Below are 17,727 nucleotides of genomic sequence, written 5' to 3' on the forward strand. Positions count from 1 at the left end.
ATGCGTGCCCGACGCCCTCATCACCCGCCCCCTTCTCCGTCGAGCGCAGGCAGTGGGGGTGTGCGCGGTGATCACGGCGGTCGTGGCCGGGTGCGGTTCCGGTGATCCCGGCCCCGACGGCGCGAGCAGTTCCTCGGCGGCCGCGGGGTGCACGACCGAGTCGACCGTCGGCGCGTCCGGTGCGTCGCTGCTGCCGGTGCCGCCGGCGACGGTCGAGGTCCTCGACGCAGGCGCCGCGCCGCGTCTCGCACCGGTAGGCGCGCCGAGCACCGCCTCGGCCCAGCAGGTCCGGCTGGTCACGACGTCGTCGTCGACGAGCCTCTCGCAGGGACAGGCACCGAGCGACGACGCCCAGACCGTGGACCTGCCGATCACCGCGCAGGTGCTGTGCGGTGACCCGACCGACATCGAACTCACCCTCGGCGCCGCGTCGTCGCCGTCACCGGACCTGGCGAGGTCGCTCGACGCGGTCCGCGGCTCGCGGGCGGGTCTCGCGGTCGCGGCCGGGTCGGTGCCGATCGCCCTGCGCATCGTGCCCGCCGCCGCGGCCGACGACACTGCCCGCTCGGCGATCGAACAGACCCTGGTGCAGGCGTTACAGCGCTCGGTGACGCTGCCCCGCTACCCGATCGGTGTGGGCGCGCGGTGGCGGTCGGTACGCACGATCACCGGCGCGGCCACCGTGCGGCAGACCATCACCTCGACGCTGCGCGCACGCACCGGATCGACGCTGCAGATCGACGTGACCGTCGACGAGGAGCCGGTGAACGCGGTGTTCACCATCCCCGGATCCGATCAGACACTCACCATCGCCTCGTACACGATGACCGGGTCGGGGTCGATGACCCTCGACCTGACGCGCGGACTCCCGGTCAGCGGCGAGCTGACGGTCGACGGCGGCCGGTCACTGGTCGGGTCGGATCCCGCCCGGCCGCTCGTCCAGAAGACCGGCGTCGACATCCGCTGGGAGACGACCCGCTGACACACGACTACCCCCGAACCGTGGGGTTCGGGGGCAGTCGCTGCGAGCGGTGTTCGGGACGGAGCTCAGTTGGCCGCCGGGCACATGGCGCTCTGCACGTTGTTGGCGAGCAGCAGCGGGCACACCGTGGTCTTCGCGAGCTTCCACTTGCCGCTGTCGTAGACGATCGCGGCGTCGACGGTCTGCTCGGGCACGTTGGGCAGCTTGACCTTCACCTTGACCGTCGCCTGGCCGTTGCCGGTCGCGATGACCGGGGCTTGCAGCGAGTAGGTGATGTCGGGGTTGTCCTGACGGGCCTTCACGAGCTTGTCGAACAGCTGCGGGTCGGCGTCGGAGCCCTGGACGAGATCGGTCTTCTCGCTGGCCGGCACGCTCGGGTTGAGGGCCTTCTCCAGCAGTCCGTTGAGCGTGGAGGCACTCGGCGGCTTCGAGGGGTCGGTCACCGAGGTGCCGCCGGTGTCGCTCGATGCGGCCGACGAGCTCGTGGTCGACGTGGGCTGCGCGGTCGTCCCGTCGTCGGAGTTGTCGCTGCACGCACCGATCATGAACACGGCTGCGACGGCCAGGCCTGCGGTGGCGATCTTCTGGAGCTTCACGAAATGTCCTCTTCTCGTCTGTCGTCGTCAGGGCTGACGAACCCGGGGCCGGCGGCACGGGGCCACCGACATGCTGCGCCGATGTCGTCGAGCCCGGGGACTCATGTGTACCGATGGGGGCGGTCGCGGACGACCACGTTCCCCCCGGATCGGACACCACTATGCCAAACCGATGTGTGGGCGAACGACAATCGGGCGAACCGCACACGCCTCCTGGCCCGGATTTGACCACGACGACCGAGGTCAGCAAGCTTTCGTCCCATGTCGGTCACACCTGTCATCGCGGTACTCGGCACCGGCGGGACCATCGCGTCGCAGCACGGTGCGGGCGGTGTCGTGCCCGCGGTCGACGTCCACGATCTGGTGCGGGCCGATCTCGTCGGTTCCCCTGTCGCCGGCGTCGCGGTGCGTCCGCGGACGGTGCTCTCGCTCGACAGTTCGGCGATGACACCCGACGACCAGTGGACCCTTGTGCGGGCGATCTCCACCGAACTCGCCGACCCCGCGGTCGCCGGTGTCGTGGTGACCCATGGCACCGACACGCTCGAGGAATCGGCGATGCTCGCCGACCTGGTCATCGACGACCCCCGCCCCGTGGTGTTCACCGGCGCGCAACGGCCATCGGATGCCAAGGGCACCGACGGTCCTGCCAATCTCGCCGCGGCCGTCGCGTGCGCCGCCGACCCGGACTCCCGGTCGCGCGGTGTGTTGGTGGCGTTCGGCGGTCGCGTCCTGCCCGCGCGGGGGACGGTCAAGATCAGCGCATCCGACCTCCGCGCCTTCGACTGCGCCGCCCCCGGGCTCGCGCGTCCGCGGATCGATGTCGGCGCGCTCTCCCCCGTGAGTGCTCGGGTCGACATCGTCACCGTCCACCCGGGGTTCGCGCCCGACGTCATCGCGCACCTGGTCGCATCCGGGGCCCGCGGGCTCGTGGTCGCCGGCCTCGGATCGGGCAACGTCGGTCCCGGTGTGCGTGACGCGGTGGCCGACGCGATCAGCCGGGGCGTGGCGACGGTCATCTCGACCCGCGTGCCGTTCGGGGAGGTGGTCGCCACCTACGGCGGCGGCGGTGGCGCGGTCGATCTCGTGGCCGCAGGGGCGATCGTCTCACCGTGGTTGCGTCCGCCGCAGGCGCGGGTGGCGTTGGCGGCGCTACTGTCGGCCGGCGCCGATCACGACGGGATCGCGGCGTTCTTCGCGGCCGGACCGGTCGCGGCGGACGGCGCCTGACCGCTGAGTCATGTCCAGTCGAGGCTGGCGAGTGGATCGGCGGCCGTCAGCTCGGCGGTGTCGGAGGGGAACGTCGCGGTGCGGCCGGGCCCGGTCGCGCGGGTCTCGAACCGGACCGACACGACGCCGTGGCCACTGCCCTGCACCCACCCGTGGCCGAAGTCGGGATGCGTCACGTCGGTTCCGGTCGCCCACGTCACCGCACCGTCGGGACCCACGACACGACCCGACGCCTTCTGCACCCCCACCTCGGCGACAGGACCGCCCGGTAGCGGCTCGGCGGGGTCCACACCGTCGACGGCGGTGACGATGACCGGCTCCTCGGGGGCGTCGGCGACCGCGCGGTCGGAGGCGTCGCCGCCGAAGAGCAGAAACTGTTCGTCGGTGGTGAGGCCGGAGAACCCCACGCCGACAAGGCGAACGGGTCCGATGTCGACGGGGTCGAGGGCGAGGCGCTGGGCCGCCGCGGCCAGGGTCGCGAGGTCGGTGGTCGCCGGGGCGAAGGTGGTCGACCGGGTGAGCACCGACATGTCGGACTTCTTGAGTTTGAGGACGACCGTGCGCGCCCCGCGGCCGTCGTCGAGAAGGCGACGGTGCGCCGACGCGGCCGAGGTCGCGATGGCCTCCCGCAGTCGCGGCATCGTCACGACGTCGTCGGCGAAGGTCGATTCGGCGCTGATCTGTTTCGCCGAGGTCCGTTCGGCGACCTGTCGGTCGTCGAACCCCTGCGCCAGTCGGTGCAACGCCGGACCCACCGTCGAGCCGAGCACCGAGGCCACTTCCATCGGTGACAGGTCGGCGAGATCGCCGATGGTGTCGATGCCCAGGCGATGCAGCCGGTCGCCGGCCACCGGTCCGATCCCCCACAACTTCCGCACCGACAGCGGGCGGAGGAACTCCTGCTCGGATCCGGGTGAGATCACCGTCACGCCATCGGGTTTCGCCATCCCCGAGGCGATCTTGGCGATCTGCTTCCCACTGCCCGCCCCGATCGACGCGGCCAGGCCCAGTTCGTCGGCGATCCGCGACCGGATCTGCTCGGCGAACGTGATCACCTCGCTGCGTGCGGCGCCGACGAGAGCCTCGGGTTCGCCGAACGCCTCGTCGAAGGACAGCATCTCGATGACCGGTATCGCCTCGCGGATCATCGCGAACACCCGGGCGCTGACCACGCGGTAGACCGCGCCGCGGGGTGGCACGACCACCGCCGACGACCCGATCAGTCTGCGCGCCTGGTGCATCGGCATCGCCGAGTGTGCTCCGAAGCGCCGCGCCTCGTAACTCGCTCCGGCGACCACCCCTCGGCCACCGACCCCGCCGACGAGCACCGGACGGCCGCGCAGGGTGGGACGGGTCAGCTGCTCGACCGAGGCGAAGAAGGCATCCATGTCGATGTGCAGCACCCACCGCGCTCCACGTCGATCCTCGGTGCCCACCACCCGTCGAGCCTATCGAGTCCGACTTCGTCGCCGACTGTGCGGAAGCCACGCCCCGCCTTCGCGTTTCCACACGGTCTGTCACCCGCTCAGCGGGTGAGGGCTCCGGCACCGATCGCCACCAGGCCGCAGGCGGTGAACAGCGCGTACGGGATGAGGGACGAGCCGCTGTCACCGAGGTACAGCTGGCGCACCAGGACCGCGCCTGCGTCTGCGGTCAGCAGCACACCGCCGACGATGAACCAGGTCGGCCGCGCGAACCCGACCGCCAGCGAGACCGCGGCGACGCCGGCGACGATCCCGAGGCCGAGCCGCAGCGACGGCGACGGCTCGATGCGGGTCAACTCCGTGAAACGTTGACTCCACGAACTCATCCCCGCGAGCGCGGCGATCGACGACAACGCCATCTCGAGGAGTCCGATCGCGACGATCACCCCGACCCCGATCCGGACGGCGGGTGTCATCGCGCGCCGCCTCCGACGGACAGCAGTTCGAAGACGGGAACCGCGGGGGCGACGGCGGCGAGTTCGGCGTCGGTCGAGGTGTGCGAGACCTTCGCCGGCAGGTAGCTCGCGACCTCCCAGCCCCAGCGCTTGAGGTAGGGGCGCAGGAGAGCGATCTTCGCGTCGTCGGCGATCTCGGTGGCCCGGAACTCATCGGTGCGGCGACCGTGACCGATGGTGGCGACTCCCGCGACACGCAGGTTGCGCGACCACTGGGTGTTGCCACGCGGCGAGATCAGGTAGGTGCGCCCGTCGATGACGAGCGGGTTGACCGGCGTGGTCTGCGGGGTGCCCGACTTTCGTCCGACAACGGTCAGGGTGCGCGCACCGGCAAGGCCGATCCCCCGGGCCGACAACCAACGGACGAGATCGTTGAAACCGCGCTGCATGCGGCCGCTGGGCTCTGCGTAATGGGTGGTGGTCATGGCTACTCCTCGTCTGGATCGGAACGAGAGCACTGCTCTCGTTCCGCACCATGACACGGCATCGACCAGAATGCAAGAGCACTGCTCTCATTTCTGGCAGGATGGTGCCCATGCAGTCAGACGCACCGTCGACCCCCCGCGCTGCGGCACGGGCTCAGACCGAGCAGGACATCATCCGGGTGGGTCGGGAACACCTCGCCGCACACGGCGCCGCGTCGCTGTCGTTGCGTGCGGTCGCCCGCGACCTCGGCATGGTGTCCTCCGCGGTGTACCGCTACGTGCGCAACCGCGACGACCTGCTGACGTTGCTGGTCGTCGACGCCTACGACGAATCCGCCGACCGCGTCGAGGCCGCCCTCGCCGCGACATCCGCCGACGCCGGGACGCGGGAGCGCATCCGGGTGGCCGCGCATGCACTGCGGACATGGGCGGTCGCCGAACCGTCGCGGTACGCGCTCATCTACGGCAGCCCGGTCCCGGGCTACTCAGCCCCGGGCGAGCAGACCACGGGCCCGGGCACCCGCTTCGTCGCGTTGCTGCTACAGGAACTGCGCGACACCGTGGTCGACGCACCGTCACCGATCTCCGCGGGACTGGCCGCCGAATTCGACGCCATCAACATCGAATTCGGCCTCGAACTGGATCACACGACACTGGCCGTCGGCACCTGCCTGTGGTCGGTGGTTCTCGGCGCGATCAGCCTCGAGGTGTTCGGCCAGTACGGCGCCGACACCTTCGCGCGGCCGGAGGATCTCTTCGACCTCCAGCTCACCACCGTGGTGACCCGGCTACTGCCCTGACCGGCTGATCGACGCGACGACGCCGTCGCCCAACTCGACCGACGAGCCGCGCACCTCCTCGGGTGCGACGACCTCGAGAGCGGTGGCGAGCACCTCGCCCGCGATCAGGTCGCGGTGACGCTGCGCCCACGCACTGCGTTCGGCAGGCACCCCGAGTTCCACGCTGATGCGGTCGGACACGTCGAGCCCCATGGTCCGTCGCGCCTCCTGCAGTTCGCGCACACGGTCCTTCGCCCAGCCCTCGGCCTCGAGGTCCTCGGTCACCGCGGTGTCGAGCACCACCAGTCCCCCACCGGACGGCAGTTCGGCGGTCGAACTCGGCTCCACCGCGACGAGTTTGCGGGTGAACTCGCCACCGGTCAGCTCGATGCCGTCGGCGACGACCTTCTCCGACACGATCCCGTCGGCATCGCTGACGGTGGCCAGCGACCAGTTCCCCGACTTGATGGCCTTGATCGCCTTCTGGACGTCCTTGCCCAATCGCGGTCCGGCGACGCGCGCGTTGACGACCACCTCGACACGACCGTAGGCGTCGGCGTCGTCGGCGAGGTGCACGGCCTTGACGTTCATCTCGTCGGCGATCAGCGCGGTGTAGTCGGCCAGACGCGCCGCCGACGGCCCGGCAACGGTCAACGCGGGCAACGGGAGTCGGACCCGCAGGTTGTTCGCCTTGCGCAGACTCGACGCCGTCGAACACACAGCCTGCACCTCGTCCATGGCGGCGACGAGCTCGGCGTCGGCGGGGAGTTCGTCGGCGCGCGGCCAGTCCGCGAGGTGCACCGACCGCTCGCCGGTGAGCCCGCGCCACATGGCCTCGGTCATCAACGGCAGCAGCGGAGCGGCGAGTCGGCACGCCACCTCCAACACCGTGTAGAGCGTGTCGAAGGCGTCCGATTCGGTGTCCTGCCCGGCCCAGAACCGTTGGCGTGAACGCCGGACGTACCAGTTGGTCAGCGCCTCGCAGAGCTCGCGGAACGCGTCGCACGCACCGGACACGTCGTAGGTCTCCAACGCGGTCGTCATCGCATCCCGCGTCGCGGCCAGCTTCGCCAGGATGTAGCGGTCGAGCACGTGCGTCGAATCGGTCCGCCACGTCGCGGGTCGGTCGGCGTAGAGCGCGAGGAAGCTGTAGGCGTTCCACAGCGGCAGCATGGCCTGGCGGACACCCTCGCGGATGCCACGCTCGGTGACGATGAGGTTGCCGCCCCGCAGGATCGGCGACGCCATCAGGAACCACCGCATCGCGTCGGAGCCGTCGCGGTCGAACACCTCGTTGACGTCGGGGTAGTTGCGCTTCGACTTGCTCATCTTCTGGCCGTCGTCACCCAGCACGATGCCGTGGGCCGCCACGGTACGGAACGCCGGCCGGTCGAACAACGCGGTCGCGAGCACATGCAGGTTGTAGAACCACCCCTTGGTCTGGCCGTTGTACTCGACGATGAAGTCGCCCGGGTTGTGCGGCTCCAGACCTGACTCGGTGTTCCCGTCGAACCAGTCACGGTTCTCGAACGGATAGTGCACCTGGGCGTACGGCATCGAGCCCGACTCGAACCAGCAGTCGAGAACCTCGGGCACCCGACGCATGGTCGAGCGCCCGGTCGGGTCGTCCGGGTTCGGTCGGGTCAGCTCGTCGATGTACGGCCGGTGCAGGTTCGTCGGACGCACACCGAAGTCACGCTCGAGGTCGTCGAGCGACCCGTACACGTCGACACGCGGGTACGCCTCGTCGTCGGAGATCCACACTGGGATCGGCGCGCCCCAGTAGCGGTTTCGGCTGATGTTCCAGTCCTTGGCACCTTCGAGCCACTTGCCGAACTGGCCGTCGCGCAGGTGCGCAGGCGACCAGGTGATCTGCTGGTTCAGCTCGAGCATTCTCGGCTTGAACTCGTTGACCGCGACGAACCACGACGGGACGGCCATGTAGATCAACGGCTTTCCCGACCGCCACGAGTGGGGGTAGGAGTGCTCGATGGTCTCGTGGCGCAGGATCCGTCCGGTGCCCTTGAGGTCCTTGATGATGACCGGGTTGGCGTCGAAGACCATCAGGCCTTCGTACGGCGGCACGAGCGAGGTGAACTTGCCACCGGGATCGAGCGGCTGCACGACCTCGATGCCGTTCGCCGTCGCGAGCTCCATGTCCTCCTCACCGAACGCCGGTGCGAGATGGACGATCCCGGTGCCGCTGTCGGTGGTGACGTAGTCCCCGAGCAGCGTGCGGTGTGAGTTCGGGTGACCGGCGAAGAAGTCGAACGGCGGGGTGTAGGTGGCGTCGGCGAGGTCGCGACCGATGTAGGTGGCCAGCACCTCGGGTTCCTCACCCAGCTCCCGCGCGTACGTCGCGACACGGGCGGTCGCGAGGAGGTACTGCTCGCCGTCGGAGCCCCGCACGTGGGAGTACTCGACGTCCGGGTTGACGGCGATCGCCAGGTTGGACGGGAGCGTCCACGGCGTGGTGGTCCAGATGAGCGCGTTGACGCCGAGCAGGGCGTCGGGCACGCCGCCGATCAGCGGCATCGACACCGTCACCGCCGGGTCCTGGCGCATCTTGTAGGCGTCGTCGAGCTTGGACTCCTGGTTGCTCAGCGGGGTCTGCTCGTACCAGCTGTAGGGCAGCACCCGGTAGCCCTGGTAGACGAGACCCTTGTCGTGCAGGGTCTTGAACGCCCACATCACCGACTCCATGAAGTCGATGTCGAGGGTCTTGTAGTCGTTGTCGAAGTCGACCCAGCGGGCCTGCCGGGTCACGTAGTCGCGCCACTCACCGGTGTAGCGCAGCACCGACTCCCGGCAGTAGTCGTTGAATTTTTCGACACCCATGGTCTCGATCTCGGACTTGTCGGTGATGCCCAGCTGGCGTTCGGCCTCCAGTTCGGCGGGCAGGCCGTGGGTGTCCCAGCCGAACCGACGGTCGACCTTCTTGCCGCGCATGGTCTGGAAGCGCGGGATGAGGTCCTTGACGTATCCGGTGAGCAGGTGGCCGTAGTGCGGGAGCCCGTTGGCGAACGGCGGACCGTCGTAGAAGACGAACTCGTCGGCGTCGGATCGCTGCTGCACCGACGCGACGAAGGTGTCGTCGGCGGCCCAGTAGTCGAGAACGCGGGTCTCGAGGTCGGGGAAGGACGGCACGGCCGAACCGGTGCCCGCGACGTCGACGATCGGATAGACGCGACGCTGCTGGGGGGTCGATGCGGGGTCGGTGCTCACTGCTGTTCTCCTCGTGCCGGTGGGCGTCGCGCTGCGACGCTGGGCACGGGGACGACGAGTGTTCGCCGCGGTACCACCCCGCTTGCACCGGTGGATCTCCGGTGCCGCTCACCGACCTCATCGGTTCTGTCGATCCGATGGGTCTGCGGCTGTGTCGGGCCGCTCCCGTCCGGTTCTACTGCGACGCCGCCCGCTCGTGGTGGTGTCGGTTCTTCCGGATGCTCCCCGGTGATGGCCGGATCAATGCGGGTCCAGTGTAGACGGTGTCCGACGCCGGTCAGTCCGCCGCGTGGCGATGCCGGCGGGGTGCCGACTCCTCCGTGTCGGTGTCCGGCCCGACGACCGCCGCGGTCTCGGGATCGTCGCCGGAGTGTCGGGTGTGCCGTCGCGGTGCGGCGGGGGTGAGCCACGGCATCGTCGACGGCGGGTCGGTGTCGCGCCGGACATGCGCGTGGGTGTCGACGGGCTCGTCGTCGGGGCTCTCGTGCCGGCCGTGGTGGGCGGCCACATACGCGGCTGCCACCTGTGCGTCGGTGGCCGACGACGGGCGTTCGACCTCGGCCGGGGCCGAGGGCTCGGGGTGATCCGCGGCGAGGTCCGGCACCGGCTCGTCGACGACCCGGGGCATCTCGGTGGTGATCGTGGTGTCCGGGTCATCGTCGGTGAAAGCATCCGACCTGTCGTCGGTGCCGGCCACAGATGGACGACGGGAGGGCCTCCGGGGCCCCTTCAGCCGAGGACGCAGCCGGGCCAGGGACGGCCCGAGCCCGAGGATGTCGGCAAGGAGGAGCAGCGCCCCGAGGACACAGACGACGATGCAGGCGATCGCCAACCACAGGGTGCCGGTGACGAGTGCCACCACCAGGAGCCCGAAGCCCACCAGCGTGGCGACCAGCGCCGAGACGAGCACCGCGTTGACCTTTCCGCCGACTACCGGGGGCGAACCGACATCAGTCGATCCCGGCCCGCCACGGTTCTACCGACGGAGCCGTCAGTTGGAGGGCTTGGAGAATCCACCCGAGTTGGTGAACCCACCGTTGCCCGGGTCGGAGGAGAACGCGTCCCCGCCGGAGCGTGCGTTGTCGACCGGAGCCGCACTGCCTCGCTGCTGCAGTTCCTCGAGCTGCGACTCCAGGTAGGTCTTCAGACGGGTGCGGTACTCGCGCTCGAAGGTCTTGAGCTGCTCGATTCGACCCTCGAGGACCGAACGCTGCTGGTTGATGGTGCCCATGATCTCGGTGTGCTTGCGCTCGGCGTCGGCCTGCAGCGCGTCGGCCTTCTCCTGCGCCTGGCGCGTGGTGGTCTCGGCGCGGGTCTGCGAGTCGGCCAGGATGGCCTCCGAGCGCTGGCGCGCGTCGGTGAGCATCGCCTCCGACTTCGACCGGGCGTCGCCGATCATCGCGTCGGCGCGACCCCGCGCGTCGGCGAGCAACGACTCGGACTCGGTGGTCGCGTTCGCGGTGAGGCGATCGGCGGTGTCCTGGGCGAGGCTGAGCACCTTCGCCGCACGGACGTGGTGGTCCTCGCCGACCGGGGCGGCAGGTGCCGCAGGGGCTGCGGGCTCGGAGTACGCGGGGGCCTGGGCGGCACTGAACGCCTGCGTGGGCGCGGGCGCCTCCTCCTCACGCGGTGCCGAGGTGGCGTTCGAACGGGCCTGCGACAGATCGCCTTCGAGATCCTCGACGCGCTGCTTGAGTTCGGTGTTCTCCTCGAGCAGTCGAGCGAGCTCGGCCTCGACGAAGTCGAGGAACTGATCGACCTCGTCCTCGTTGTAGCCGCGCTTACCGATCGGCGGTTTGCTGAACGCGACGTTGTGCACATCAGCCGGTGTGAGCCGCATGTCGGTCCCCTTTAACAATGTTGTGGCGAGTGGTGGCCTGGTCTCGATGCGATCTCTCGCGGGACCTCGTTGACGATGCGTTGTGGAGGTCCACAGCTTCGTCAGTGTAACTGGCGTCCCATCCTGTCACATGAGAACCGTTCGTCGCACTTCGTCGAGCTTCTTCTCCGACAGGAGCGGATCATCTCCGCCGAGTACGTCGGATCGTCGCGCGAACTGGCTCTCGGTGTGCCCCTCCAGGATGACGGACTCCGGTCACAATATCCGGCGTCCGGCATTGTGCGATCACCCCGGTGGGGTTGATGAGCGATTCGGGGTCAGCCCGGTGCCACGAGGCTCATGCCGATCAGCACGACGATCATGGTGATCATCAGCGAGAGGTCGAGCCGAACCGGTCCCAACGGGATGGGCGGCAGGACGCGTCGCAACGCCTTGATCGGCGGGTCGGTGGTGGTGAACACGCCCTCGATGACGACGACGGACACACCCGTCGGGCGCCATTCACGCGCGAACGTCCGCACCAGCTCGATCACCAGGCGGCCCAGCAGCAGCAACCAGAAGATGAAGAGCAGGTAGTAGATGACCTCTCGGGCTATCGTCACGCGTCAACTCTGCCTGATTCGGTCACGGGATGCCGAAAAGCGCAGCTCGCAGGGGTGTCAGCTGTGATTGTAGAAACCGGTCTCGGCCAGCTTGCGACGATCCTCGGGCGAGACGTCGACGTCGGCGGGCGAGAGCAGGAACACCTTGGTGGCCACTTTGTCGAACGTGCCACGCAGGGCGAAGGCGAGCCCGGCGGCGAAGTCGACGAGGCGCTTGGCGTCGTCGTTGCTCATCTCGACCAGATCCATGATGACGGGGCTGCCGTCGCGGAAGCGCTCGCCGATCGTCCGGGCCTCGCTGTAGTCACGCGGGCGCAACGTGGTGATCTTCGCCAACGGGTTCCCCTCCTCGAAGACGCGATCCATCGTGTCGATGGCCAGTGCGCCACGGGTGGCCACCCGGCCGGCCGAGGCCCGCGAGACGCCGCCACGGGCACCCAGCGGCTCCAGGCGTCCCGATCGGCCGAGGCGCTCCATGGGCACGCCACGATCCCCTGCGAGTGAGGTGTGGGTCTGGGCCGCGCGAACCGGACCCGCGTAGGCGTAGTCGGGCACGTGGTCGTAGGTCTGATCGAACTGTGCGGCACCCTCGTACTGCGCCATCTCGTCCTCGTATTCGCGCATGCCGTGGTCGACACCGGCGAACCCGCGCTGCGGCGCGCGCCCGTAGTACTCGTCGCGGTACTCGCGCTCGTAGGGGTCGCGTCGGGTCGCGCCGGGCTCGTCGAGGTAGTCGTCCTCGTAGTCGCCGGGCGGGACCATGCCGAAGTACGCCTTGAACCGCTGCATCGTGGTCATGTTGCTGCCTTCCTCACCGTCGGCGCGCCGTACGAGAGCGATTGTGAAAAGTGGTGTCGCTGGTTCTCATGTGGCTCATGTGGTTTAGCTACGGGGAGCGTATCGGCCGCGCGCCCATGATCGCGGTACCGACACGCACGCAGGTGGAACCGTTGCGGACGGCCTCGTCGAGGTCACCGGACATCCCGGCCGAGAACTCGACGGCATCCGGACGGTGGTCGAGGAAACCCGCACGGATCGACGCGGCCCGCTCCATCCACACCTCGGGCGTCTCCGACTGCGGTGCGATCACCATCAGACCCCGGAGACGCAGATGGTCGCACCCGGCGACGTGATCGGCGAGCGCCTCGAGATCATCGACGACCACTCCGCCGCGGTCGGGATCGGAGTCGAGGTTGAGCTGCAACAACACCTCGAGAGGGGTGTGCCGGTCACCGTCGTCGAGTGCGGCGGCCACGGCGGTGTCGAGTGCGTCGGCGAGCCGTTCGGAGTCCAACGAATGGACCCGGTCGGCCCAGCGACCGACGGTCTTGGCCTTCTTACGCTGGATCTGCCCGATCATGTGGAACGCCAGGGACTCGGCGGTGTCGGTGCGCAGTTCCGCCGCCTTGCGGCCGGCCTCGGGTTCCCGCGATTCGCCGAAGGCACGCACACCGAGTCCGATCAGCGCGCGGACGTCTGCGGCGGGGAAGAACTTGGTGACGACGAGCAGGTCGACGTCGTCGACATCACGCCCGGCAGCCGTGCATGCCCGCGCCAGCCGTGCGCGTGCGGCGTCGAGGTTGTCGGAGAGCTCGGCGACCCGCTCTGGGGTCGCGATCTGCGGTGCAGCGGTGGTGTCGTCGTCCGCTAGGTGATCGTCGGCGGGGCTCACGGCGCGACGCCGGACGTGTCGTTCCAGATCACCGAGGCCAGGCGCCCGGTGGGGGCGCCGCGACGGTGACTGAACAGTGTGCGGTCGGAGATCGTGCACCGGGGATCGATCGCCACGCCGGAGACACCCGCCTCCAGCAGCTGCCGTCGGATCCCTGCACGGAGGTCGAGCCCCGGGGTGCCCTTCGTGGTGCGCGATGCACTGCCGGGCAGATGCTTCTCCACGTCGCGCTGCATGGCGGCCGGCACCTCGTACTGCTCACCGCTCGCCGCGGGACCCAGGAATGCCCCGATGCGGGAGAGCTCGGCACCCTGGTCGGTCATCGCCTCGAGAACTCGGCGGATGATCCCCACCCGTGCACCGACACGGCCGGCGTGCACGGCGGCGATCACGCCGGCGGCGTCGTCGCTCAACAACACCGGCACGCAGTCGGCCGTCACGACCACCAGCGCGAGGTCGATTGCGGTCGTGACCAACGCATCGGTCGCCGGGACCGGACCGTCGACGGGTCCGTCGACCACGGTCACGGTGGGACTGTGGATCTGCTCCATCCACACCATCCGCGCGGGCGCCACACCGATGCGCTCGGCCAGACGCAGACGGTTGGCGCGCACGGCGGCGGGATCGTCCCCGACATGATCGCCGAGGTTGAACTCGTCGTACGGCGCGAGTGACACACCACCTCGGCGGGTGGTGGTCACCCGACGGACCCGGCCGACCCGACCCGGGGCCGTCGTCACGTCAGCGCTTCATGAAGGGCGGGACGTCCACATCGTCGTCGTCGTCGAGGGTGACGGCGTTGCGGCGTGGGGCCGGTGCGTCGGCGAACGGGTCGCCCGCGGAGCGATCGGCGAAGGCCGACTCGGCGGCGGGTGCCGCCGTCGACGAGGAGACGTTGCCGGCGGTGGCCGAGCCGACGGCTCCCCGACCGGAAGCGGTGCGGATCCGCGACGGAGCACCGGCATCGAACCCGGCCGCGATCACCGTGACGCGGACCTCGTCGCCGAGGTTGTCGTCGATGACCGTGCCGAAGATGATGTTCGCGTCCTCGTGCGCGGCCTCCTGGACGAGGGTCGCGGCGTTGTGGATCTCGAACAGCCCGAGGTCACTGCCACCGGCGATCGACATCAGCACGCCGCGGGCGCCCTCCATGGACGCTTCGAGCAGTGGCGAGTTGATGGCGGCCTCGGCGGCCTTCTTCGCGCGGTCCTCGCCGCGGGACGACCCGATGCCCATCAGCGCGCTGCCCGCGTCCTTCATGACGCCCTTGACGTCGGCGAAGTCGACGTTGATCAGGCCGGGCGTGGTGATGAGGTCGGTGATGCCCTGCACACCGTTGAGGAGGACCTCGTCGGCGCTGCGGAACGCGTCCATGAGCGACACGGCGGCGTCGCCGAGCTGCAGCAGACGATCGTTGGGGATCACGATGAGGGTGTCGCAGGACTCACGCAGCGACGAGATGCCCTCGTCGGCCTGGCCGCCGCGGCGCTTGCCCTCGAACGAGAACGGGCGTGTCACGACGCCGACAGTCAGCGCCCCGAGCTTGCGGGCGATGCTCGCGACGACGGGGGCGCCACCGGTGCCGGTGCCACCGCCCTCGCCGGCGGTGACGAACACCATGTCGGCGCCCTTGAGCAGTTCCTCGATCTCGTCCTTGGCGTCCTCGGCGGCGCGACGACCCACCTCGGGGTCGGCGCCGGCACCGAGACCGCGGGTGGAGTCACGGCCGACGTCGAGTTTCACGTCGGCGTCGCTCATCAGCAACGCCTGCGCGTCGGTGTTGATCGCGATGAACTCGACACCCTTGAGGCCCTGCTCGATCATGCGATTGACGGCGTTCACGCCACCGCCGCCAATGCCGACGACCTTGATGACGGCCAGGTAGTTGTGCGGTGGCGTCATGTCACTCGCCTTCTGTGCGTGGATTGCTCCGCCCCGTGTGGGAACGGATGTCTGCCGCAGACCGCCACCGGCGACACCGGCGAACCGGATCGGAAAACCCTCAACCTCAACCACAGGCTTAGAGTTATGTCAAGTAGCGGACTGCTGGGACAAACGGTAGGCACCGAACCCAGCTCCGGCCAGCAAGCGCTCGGCGTGTCGCGGCCGCAATCCGGCCGCGGCGTCAGCGGAAGGTCGGGTACTCGGGTGACGAGACGTTGAACTGGGTGCCGTCGCGCGGCAACAGGTACATCAGGGTGCGCGCCTTGTCGGCGGTGCGATCGGCGTCGCCCCACACCACGGTCCGGCGGTCGCGCAGGGTCAGGCGTACGTCGGCGGCCGAGGACGCCCCGACCTCGATGACCTGACGGCGTAGGACGTCGGGCAGTTCCGACACCACCTTCAGGGCGGCGAGGGTGGCGCGGTCCGACGACGACGGGTTGCCGATCGTGATCCGCGGCACCGGCGGCAACTGCTTCTGCGAGGCGAAATCGACACCACCGACATCGAGCAGATGGGAGGCGCCGTCGCGGATGACGAACGCCACGGCGACGCGTTCGACGACGTCGATGTCGATACCCGACGGGTAGCTGCGGGTGACGCGGACGGACTTGATGCGCGGGATGGCGGCGACGCGCTCGGCGGCAGGACGCGTGTCGACCTGGAGCAGGGGCGTGCCGAGCGCGATCCGCGACGCGGCGACGATGCTCGCCGGGTCCACGGCCGATTCGCCGCTGACCGAGATCGACCGCACCGACATGAGCGGCGTCGCATAGGCGACCACGCCGGCGACGATCACGAGGACGATCGCGGCGATGGTCCCCAGGAGCTTGCGGGTGCCGCGCACAGGTCGCCGTCCACGGCGCGGGCGACGTCGTCGTTCGCGTTCGTCGGTGTCGTCGTCGAGGAGGTCGTCGGCGTACCCGTCGTCCAGGTCGGCGTCGTCCACATCGGCGTCGTCGACGTCGGGATCGTAGGTGCTGGTGGTGCGGCTCATGGTGTCTCTCCTCGCCTGCGCAGCGCTTCGACGATCTCGGGGCCCTGCATGGTGATGTCGCCGGCCCCCAGGGTCAACACCACGTCGCCCGGCGCCGCGAGGTCGGCCACCAGTTCGGCGACCTGCGAGAGATCGGGCGCGAAGACGACCGGGACGGTGACGAGATGGGCGATGGTCCGCCCGCTGATGCCGTCGAGCGGTTGTTCGCGCGCGCCGTAGACGTCGAGGACCACGACCTGGTCGGCGATGTCGAGCGCCTCGGCGAACTCCGCGGCGAACGTGGCTGTGCGCGAGTAGAGATGGGGCTGGAACACCGCGACGACGCGGCCGGTTCCGGCGGCGGCGACCAGCTCGCGGGCCGCGGTCAGCACCACCCGCACCTCGGTCGGGTGGTGGGCGTAGTCGTCGTACACCGCGACGTCACCCACACGACCGCGCAGCTGGAACCGTCGGTGGACCCCGGTGAAGCTCTCCACCCCGGCGATCACGCCGTCGGTCGGCGCGCCCGCCGACACAGCCGCCGCGATCGCGCCGAGGGCGTTGAGCGCCATGTGGACTCCCGGGACACCGAGGGTCACCAGGTGTTCGGAGTCCTCCCCCGGTCCCGCCGTGCCGGAGGCGCGCGACCCGCCCGTGCCGGAGGCGAGCATTCCTCGCAGGGTGATGGCGGCCTGTCCCCCGACGCCGTGGACGTTCCAGCTGCGCAGGACCGCCGCGTGGTCGACCTCCGGGACACGATCGGCGAAGGTGCCTGCGCCGTAACCGATCACCCGCACCCCACGATCGAGCAGGCGGTGCACACTGCGGGCGGCGAGGTCGACCGATCCCGGGTCGTCGAGGCAGACCACCACGACGCCACCGGGTTCGGTCCGTTCGAGGAACTCGTCGAACACCGCCACGTAGGCCTCGGTGGTCCCGAAGTGGTCGAGGTGGTCGGATTCGACGTTGGTGATGACGACCACGTCGGGTCGGTACTGCAGCAACGAGCCGTCGCTCTCGTCGGCCTCGGCCACGAAGACGGCGCCGGTGCCGTGGTGGGCGTTGGTCCCGGATTCGTTGAGCTCGCCGCCGACGGCGAACGACGGGTCGAGCCCGCAGTGCTGCAACGCCACGACCACCATCGACGTCGTGGAGGTCTTGCCGTGGGTGCCCGCGATCAGCGCGGTGCGGTAGCCCTCCATCAGGGTGGCGAGCACCGCGGGGCGCAGGGTCACGGGGATACCCCGCCGATGTGCCTCCACCAGTTCGGGATTCGTCTTCGGGATCGCCGCATGGGTGGTGACGACGACGGTGGGACCGCCGTCGAGCTGGTCGAGCGCCGAGGCGTCGTGGCCGATACGGACCACGGCCCCGCGGGTGCGCAGCGCCTTCACGCCACGGCCGTCCTTCGCGTCCGATCCCGACACCTGCGCGCCCCGGGCGAGGAGGATCCGCGCGAGTCCCGACATCCCGGCACCGCCGATACCCACCATGTGGACCCGGGCGAGTTCGGCGGGCAA

At 69.6% G+C, this 17,727-nt stretch carries 17 protein-coding genes; 3 read left to right on the forward strand and 14 right to left on the reverse strand.

Annotation, left to right across the window (positions count from 1 at the left end):
- Positions 1-4 precede the first annotated feature (4 nt).
- Complete coding sequence (locus OG579_RS04190) at positions 5-982, forward strand: hypothetical protein (RefSeq protein WP_328858205.1); 978 nt, start codon at positions 5-7, stop codon at positions 980-982.
- Between the two features lie 65 nt (positions 983-1,047).
- Here the strand turns inward: OG579_RS04190 and OG579_RS04195 are convergent, their stop codons facing one another.
- Positions 1,048-1,578, reverse strand: a complete 531-nt coding sequence (locus tag OG579_RS04195) for a hypothetical protein (RefSeq protein WP_328858206.1) — start codon at positions 1,576-1,578, stop codon at positions 1,048-1,050.
- Between the two features lie 261 nt (positions 1,579-1,839).
- Between OG579_RS04195 and OG579_RS04200 the strand changes: the two genes are divergently transcribed.
- A complete protein-coding gene (locus tag OG579_RS04200; RefSeq protein WP_328858207.1) occupies positions 1,840-2,808 on the forward strand; it encodes an asparaginase in 969 nt (322 codons plus the stop codon).
- An 8-nt stretch (positions 2,809-2,816) separates the two neighbouring features.
- Here OG579_RS04200 and OG579_RS04205 read toward each other — a convergent pair whose 3' ends face one another.
- From OG579_RS04205 to OG579_RS04215, 3 genes are all read right to left on the reverse strand, one after another.
- Positions 2,817-4,196, reverse strand: a complete 1,380-nt coding sequence (locus OG579_RS04205; RefSeq protein WP_408068796.1) for a DNA polymerase IV — start codon at positions 4,194-4,196, stop codon at positions 2,817-2,819.
- A 137-nt stretch (positions 4,197-4,333) separates the two neighbouring features.
- The gene (locus OG579_RS04210; protein ID WP_328858209.1) at positions 4,334-4,708 is read right to left on the reverse strand and encodes a hypothetical protein; all 375 of its coding nucleotides are present in this window, start codon (positions 4,706-4,708) and stop codon (positions 4,334-4,336) included.
- The gene (locus tag OG579_RS04215; RefSeq protein ID WP_328858210.1) at positions 4,705-5,172 is read right to left on the reverse strand and encodes a nitroreductase family deazaflavin-dependent oxidoreductase; all 468 of its coding nucleotides are present in this window, start codon (positions 5,170-5,172) and stop codon (positions 4,705-4,707) included. The genes OG579_RS04210 and OG579_RS04215 overlap by 4 nt, the downstream gene beginning before the upstream one ends.
- Before the next feature lie 110 nt (positions 5,173-5,282).
- On the opposite strand from OG579_RS04215, the gene OG579_RS04220 reads away from it, so the two are divergent.
- Positions 5,283-5,972 (forward strand): TetR/AcrR family transcriptional regulator, encoded by a 690-nt coding sequence (locus OG579_RS04220; protein ID WP_328858211.1) that lies wholly within the window; start codon positions 5,283-5,285, stop codon positions 5,970-5,972.
- On the opposite strand, the gene ileS is transcribed toward OG579_RS04220, so the two are convergent.
- The 10 genes from ileS to murC form a co-directional block, all read right to left on the reverse strand.
- The gene (gene ileS / locus OG579_RS04225) at positions 5,961-9,176 is read right to left on the reverse strand and encodes an isoleucine--tRNA ligase (protein WP_328858212.1); all 3,216 of its coding nucleotides are present in this window, start codon (positions 9,174-9,176) and stop codon (positions 5,961-5,963) included. The two genes, OG579_RS04220 and ileS, sit on opposite strands and share 12 nt — an antisense overlap.
- 277 nt (positions 9,177-9,453) lie before the next feature.
- Positions 9,454-10,086 carry a hypothetical protein gene (locus tag OG579_RS04230; protein ID WP_328858213.1) on the reverse strand — a complete coding sequence of 211 codons (633 nt, stop codon included), beginning with the start codon at positions 10,084-10,086 and terminating at the stop codon, positions 9,454-9,456.
- 81 nt (positions 10,087-10,167) lie between these two features.
- The gene (gene wag31, locus OG579_RS04235; RefSeq protein ID WP_045823074.1) at positions 10,168-11,016 is read right to left on the reverse strand and encodes a DivIVA-like cell division protein Wag31; all 849 of its coding nucleotides are present in this window, start codon (positions 11,014-11,016) and stop codon (positions 10,168-10,170) included.
- Between the two features lie 317 nt (positions 11,017-11,333).
- On the reverse strand, positions 11,334-11,618 hold the full coding sequence (locus OG579_RS04240) for a YggT family protein (RefSeq protein ID WP_045823075.1): 285 nt from the start codon (positions 11,616-11,618) through the stop codon (positions 11,334-11,336).
- 57 nt (positions 11,619-11,675) lie between these two features.
- Positions 11,676-12,416, reverse strand: a complete 741-nt coding sequence (locus OG579_RS04245) for a cell division protein SepF (protein WP_045823076.1) — start codon at positions 12,414-12,416, stop codon at positions 11,676-11,678.
- An 88-nt stretch (positions 12,417-12,504) separates the two neighbouring features.
- The gene (locus OG579_RS04250; protein ID WP_045823284.1) at positions 12,505-13,236 is read right to left on the reverse strand and encodes a YggS family pyridoxal phosphate-dependent enzyme; all 732 of its coding nucleotides are present in this window, start codon (positions 13,234-13,236) and stop codon (positions 12,505-12,507) included.
- A 50-nt stretch (positions 13,237-13,286) separates the two neighbouring features.
- Entirely contained in the window at positions 13,287-14,030 is a 744-nt protein-coding gene (pgeF, locus tag OG579_RS04255; RefSeq protein ID WP_328858214.1) for a peptidoglycan editing factor PgeF, read from the reverse strand.
- 1 nt (position 14,031) lies between these two features.
- Positions 14,032-15,192 carry a cell division protein FtsZ gene (ftsZ, locus tag OG579_RS04260; protein ID WP_045823285.1) on the reverse strand — a complete coding sequence of 387 codons (1,161 nt, stop codon included), beginning with the start codon at positions 15,190-15,192 and terminating at the stop codon, positions 14,032-14,034.
- Positions 15,193-15,415: 223 nt separating this feature from the next.
- Positions 15,416-16,228, reverse strand: coding sequence for a cell division protein FtsQ/DivIB (locus OG579_RS04265; protein ID WP_328858215.1), 813 nt, complete (start codon positions 16,226-16,228; stop codon positions 15,416-15,418).
- Entirely contained in the window at positions 16,225-17,700 is a 1,476-nt protein-coding gene (murC, locus tag OG579_RS04270) for a UDP-N-acetylmuramate--L-alanine ligase (RefSeq protein ID WP_328859154.1), read from the reverse strand. Before murC ends, OG579_RS04265 begins: the two co-directional genes overlap by 4 nt.
- Positions 17,701-17,727 lie beyond the last annotated feature (27 nt).

This window comes from Williamsia herbipolensis (assembly GCF_036153515.1).
Classification (GTDB): Bacteria; Actinomycetota; Actinomycetes; order Mycobacteriales; family Mycobacteriaceae; genus Williamsia_A; species Williamsia_A herbipolensis.

Bases quoted from the DNA above. Each gene is read 5' to 3' on its own strand.
- ftsZ (WP_045823285.1), bottom strand. From the start codon at position 15,192: ATGACGCCACCGCACAACTACCTGGCCGTCATCAAGGTCGTCGGCATT.
- wag31 (WP_045823074.1), bottom strand. From the start codon at position 11,016: ATGCGGCTCACACCGGCTGATGTGCACAACGTCGCGTTCAGCAAACCG.
- OG579_RS04265 (WP_328858215.1), bottom strand. From the start codon at position 16,228: ATGAGCCGCACCACCAGCACCTACGATCCCGACGTCGACGACGCCGAT.
- murC (WP_328859154.1), bottom strand. From the start codon at position 17,700: ATGGTGGGTATCGGCGGTGCCGGGATGTCGGGACTCGCGCGGATCCTC.
- OG579_RS04215 (WP_328858210.1), bottom strand. From the start codon at position 5,172: ATGACCACCACCCATTACGCAGAGCCCAGCGGCCGCATGCAGCGCGGT.
- OG579_RS04210 (WP_328858209.1), bottom strand. From the start codon at position 4,708: ATGACACCCGCCGTCCGGATCGGGGTCGGGGTGATCGTCGCGATCGGA.
- OG579_RS04245 (WP_045823076.1), bottom strand. From the start codon at position 12,416: ATGACCACGATGCAGCGGTTCAAGGCGTACTTCGGCATGGTCCCGCCC.
- OG579_RS04220 (WP_328858211.1), top strand. From the start codon at position 5,283: ATGCAGTCAGACGCACCGTCGACCCCCCGCGCTGCGGCACGGGCTCAG.
- OG579_RS04205 (WP_408068796.1), bottom strand. From the start codon at position 4,196: ATGGATGCCTTCTTCGCCTCGGTCGAGCAGCTGACCCGTCCCACCCTG.
- OG579_RS04200 (WP_328858207.1), top strand. From the start codon at position 1,840: ATGTCGGTCACACCTGTCATCGCGGTACTCGGCACCGGCGGGACCATC.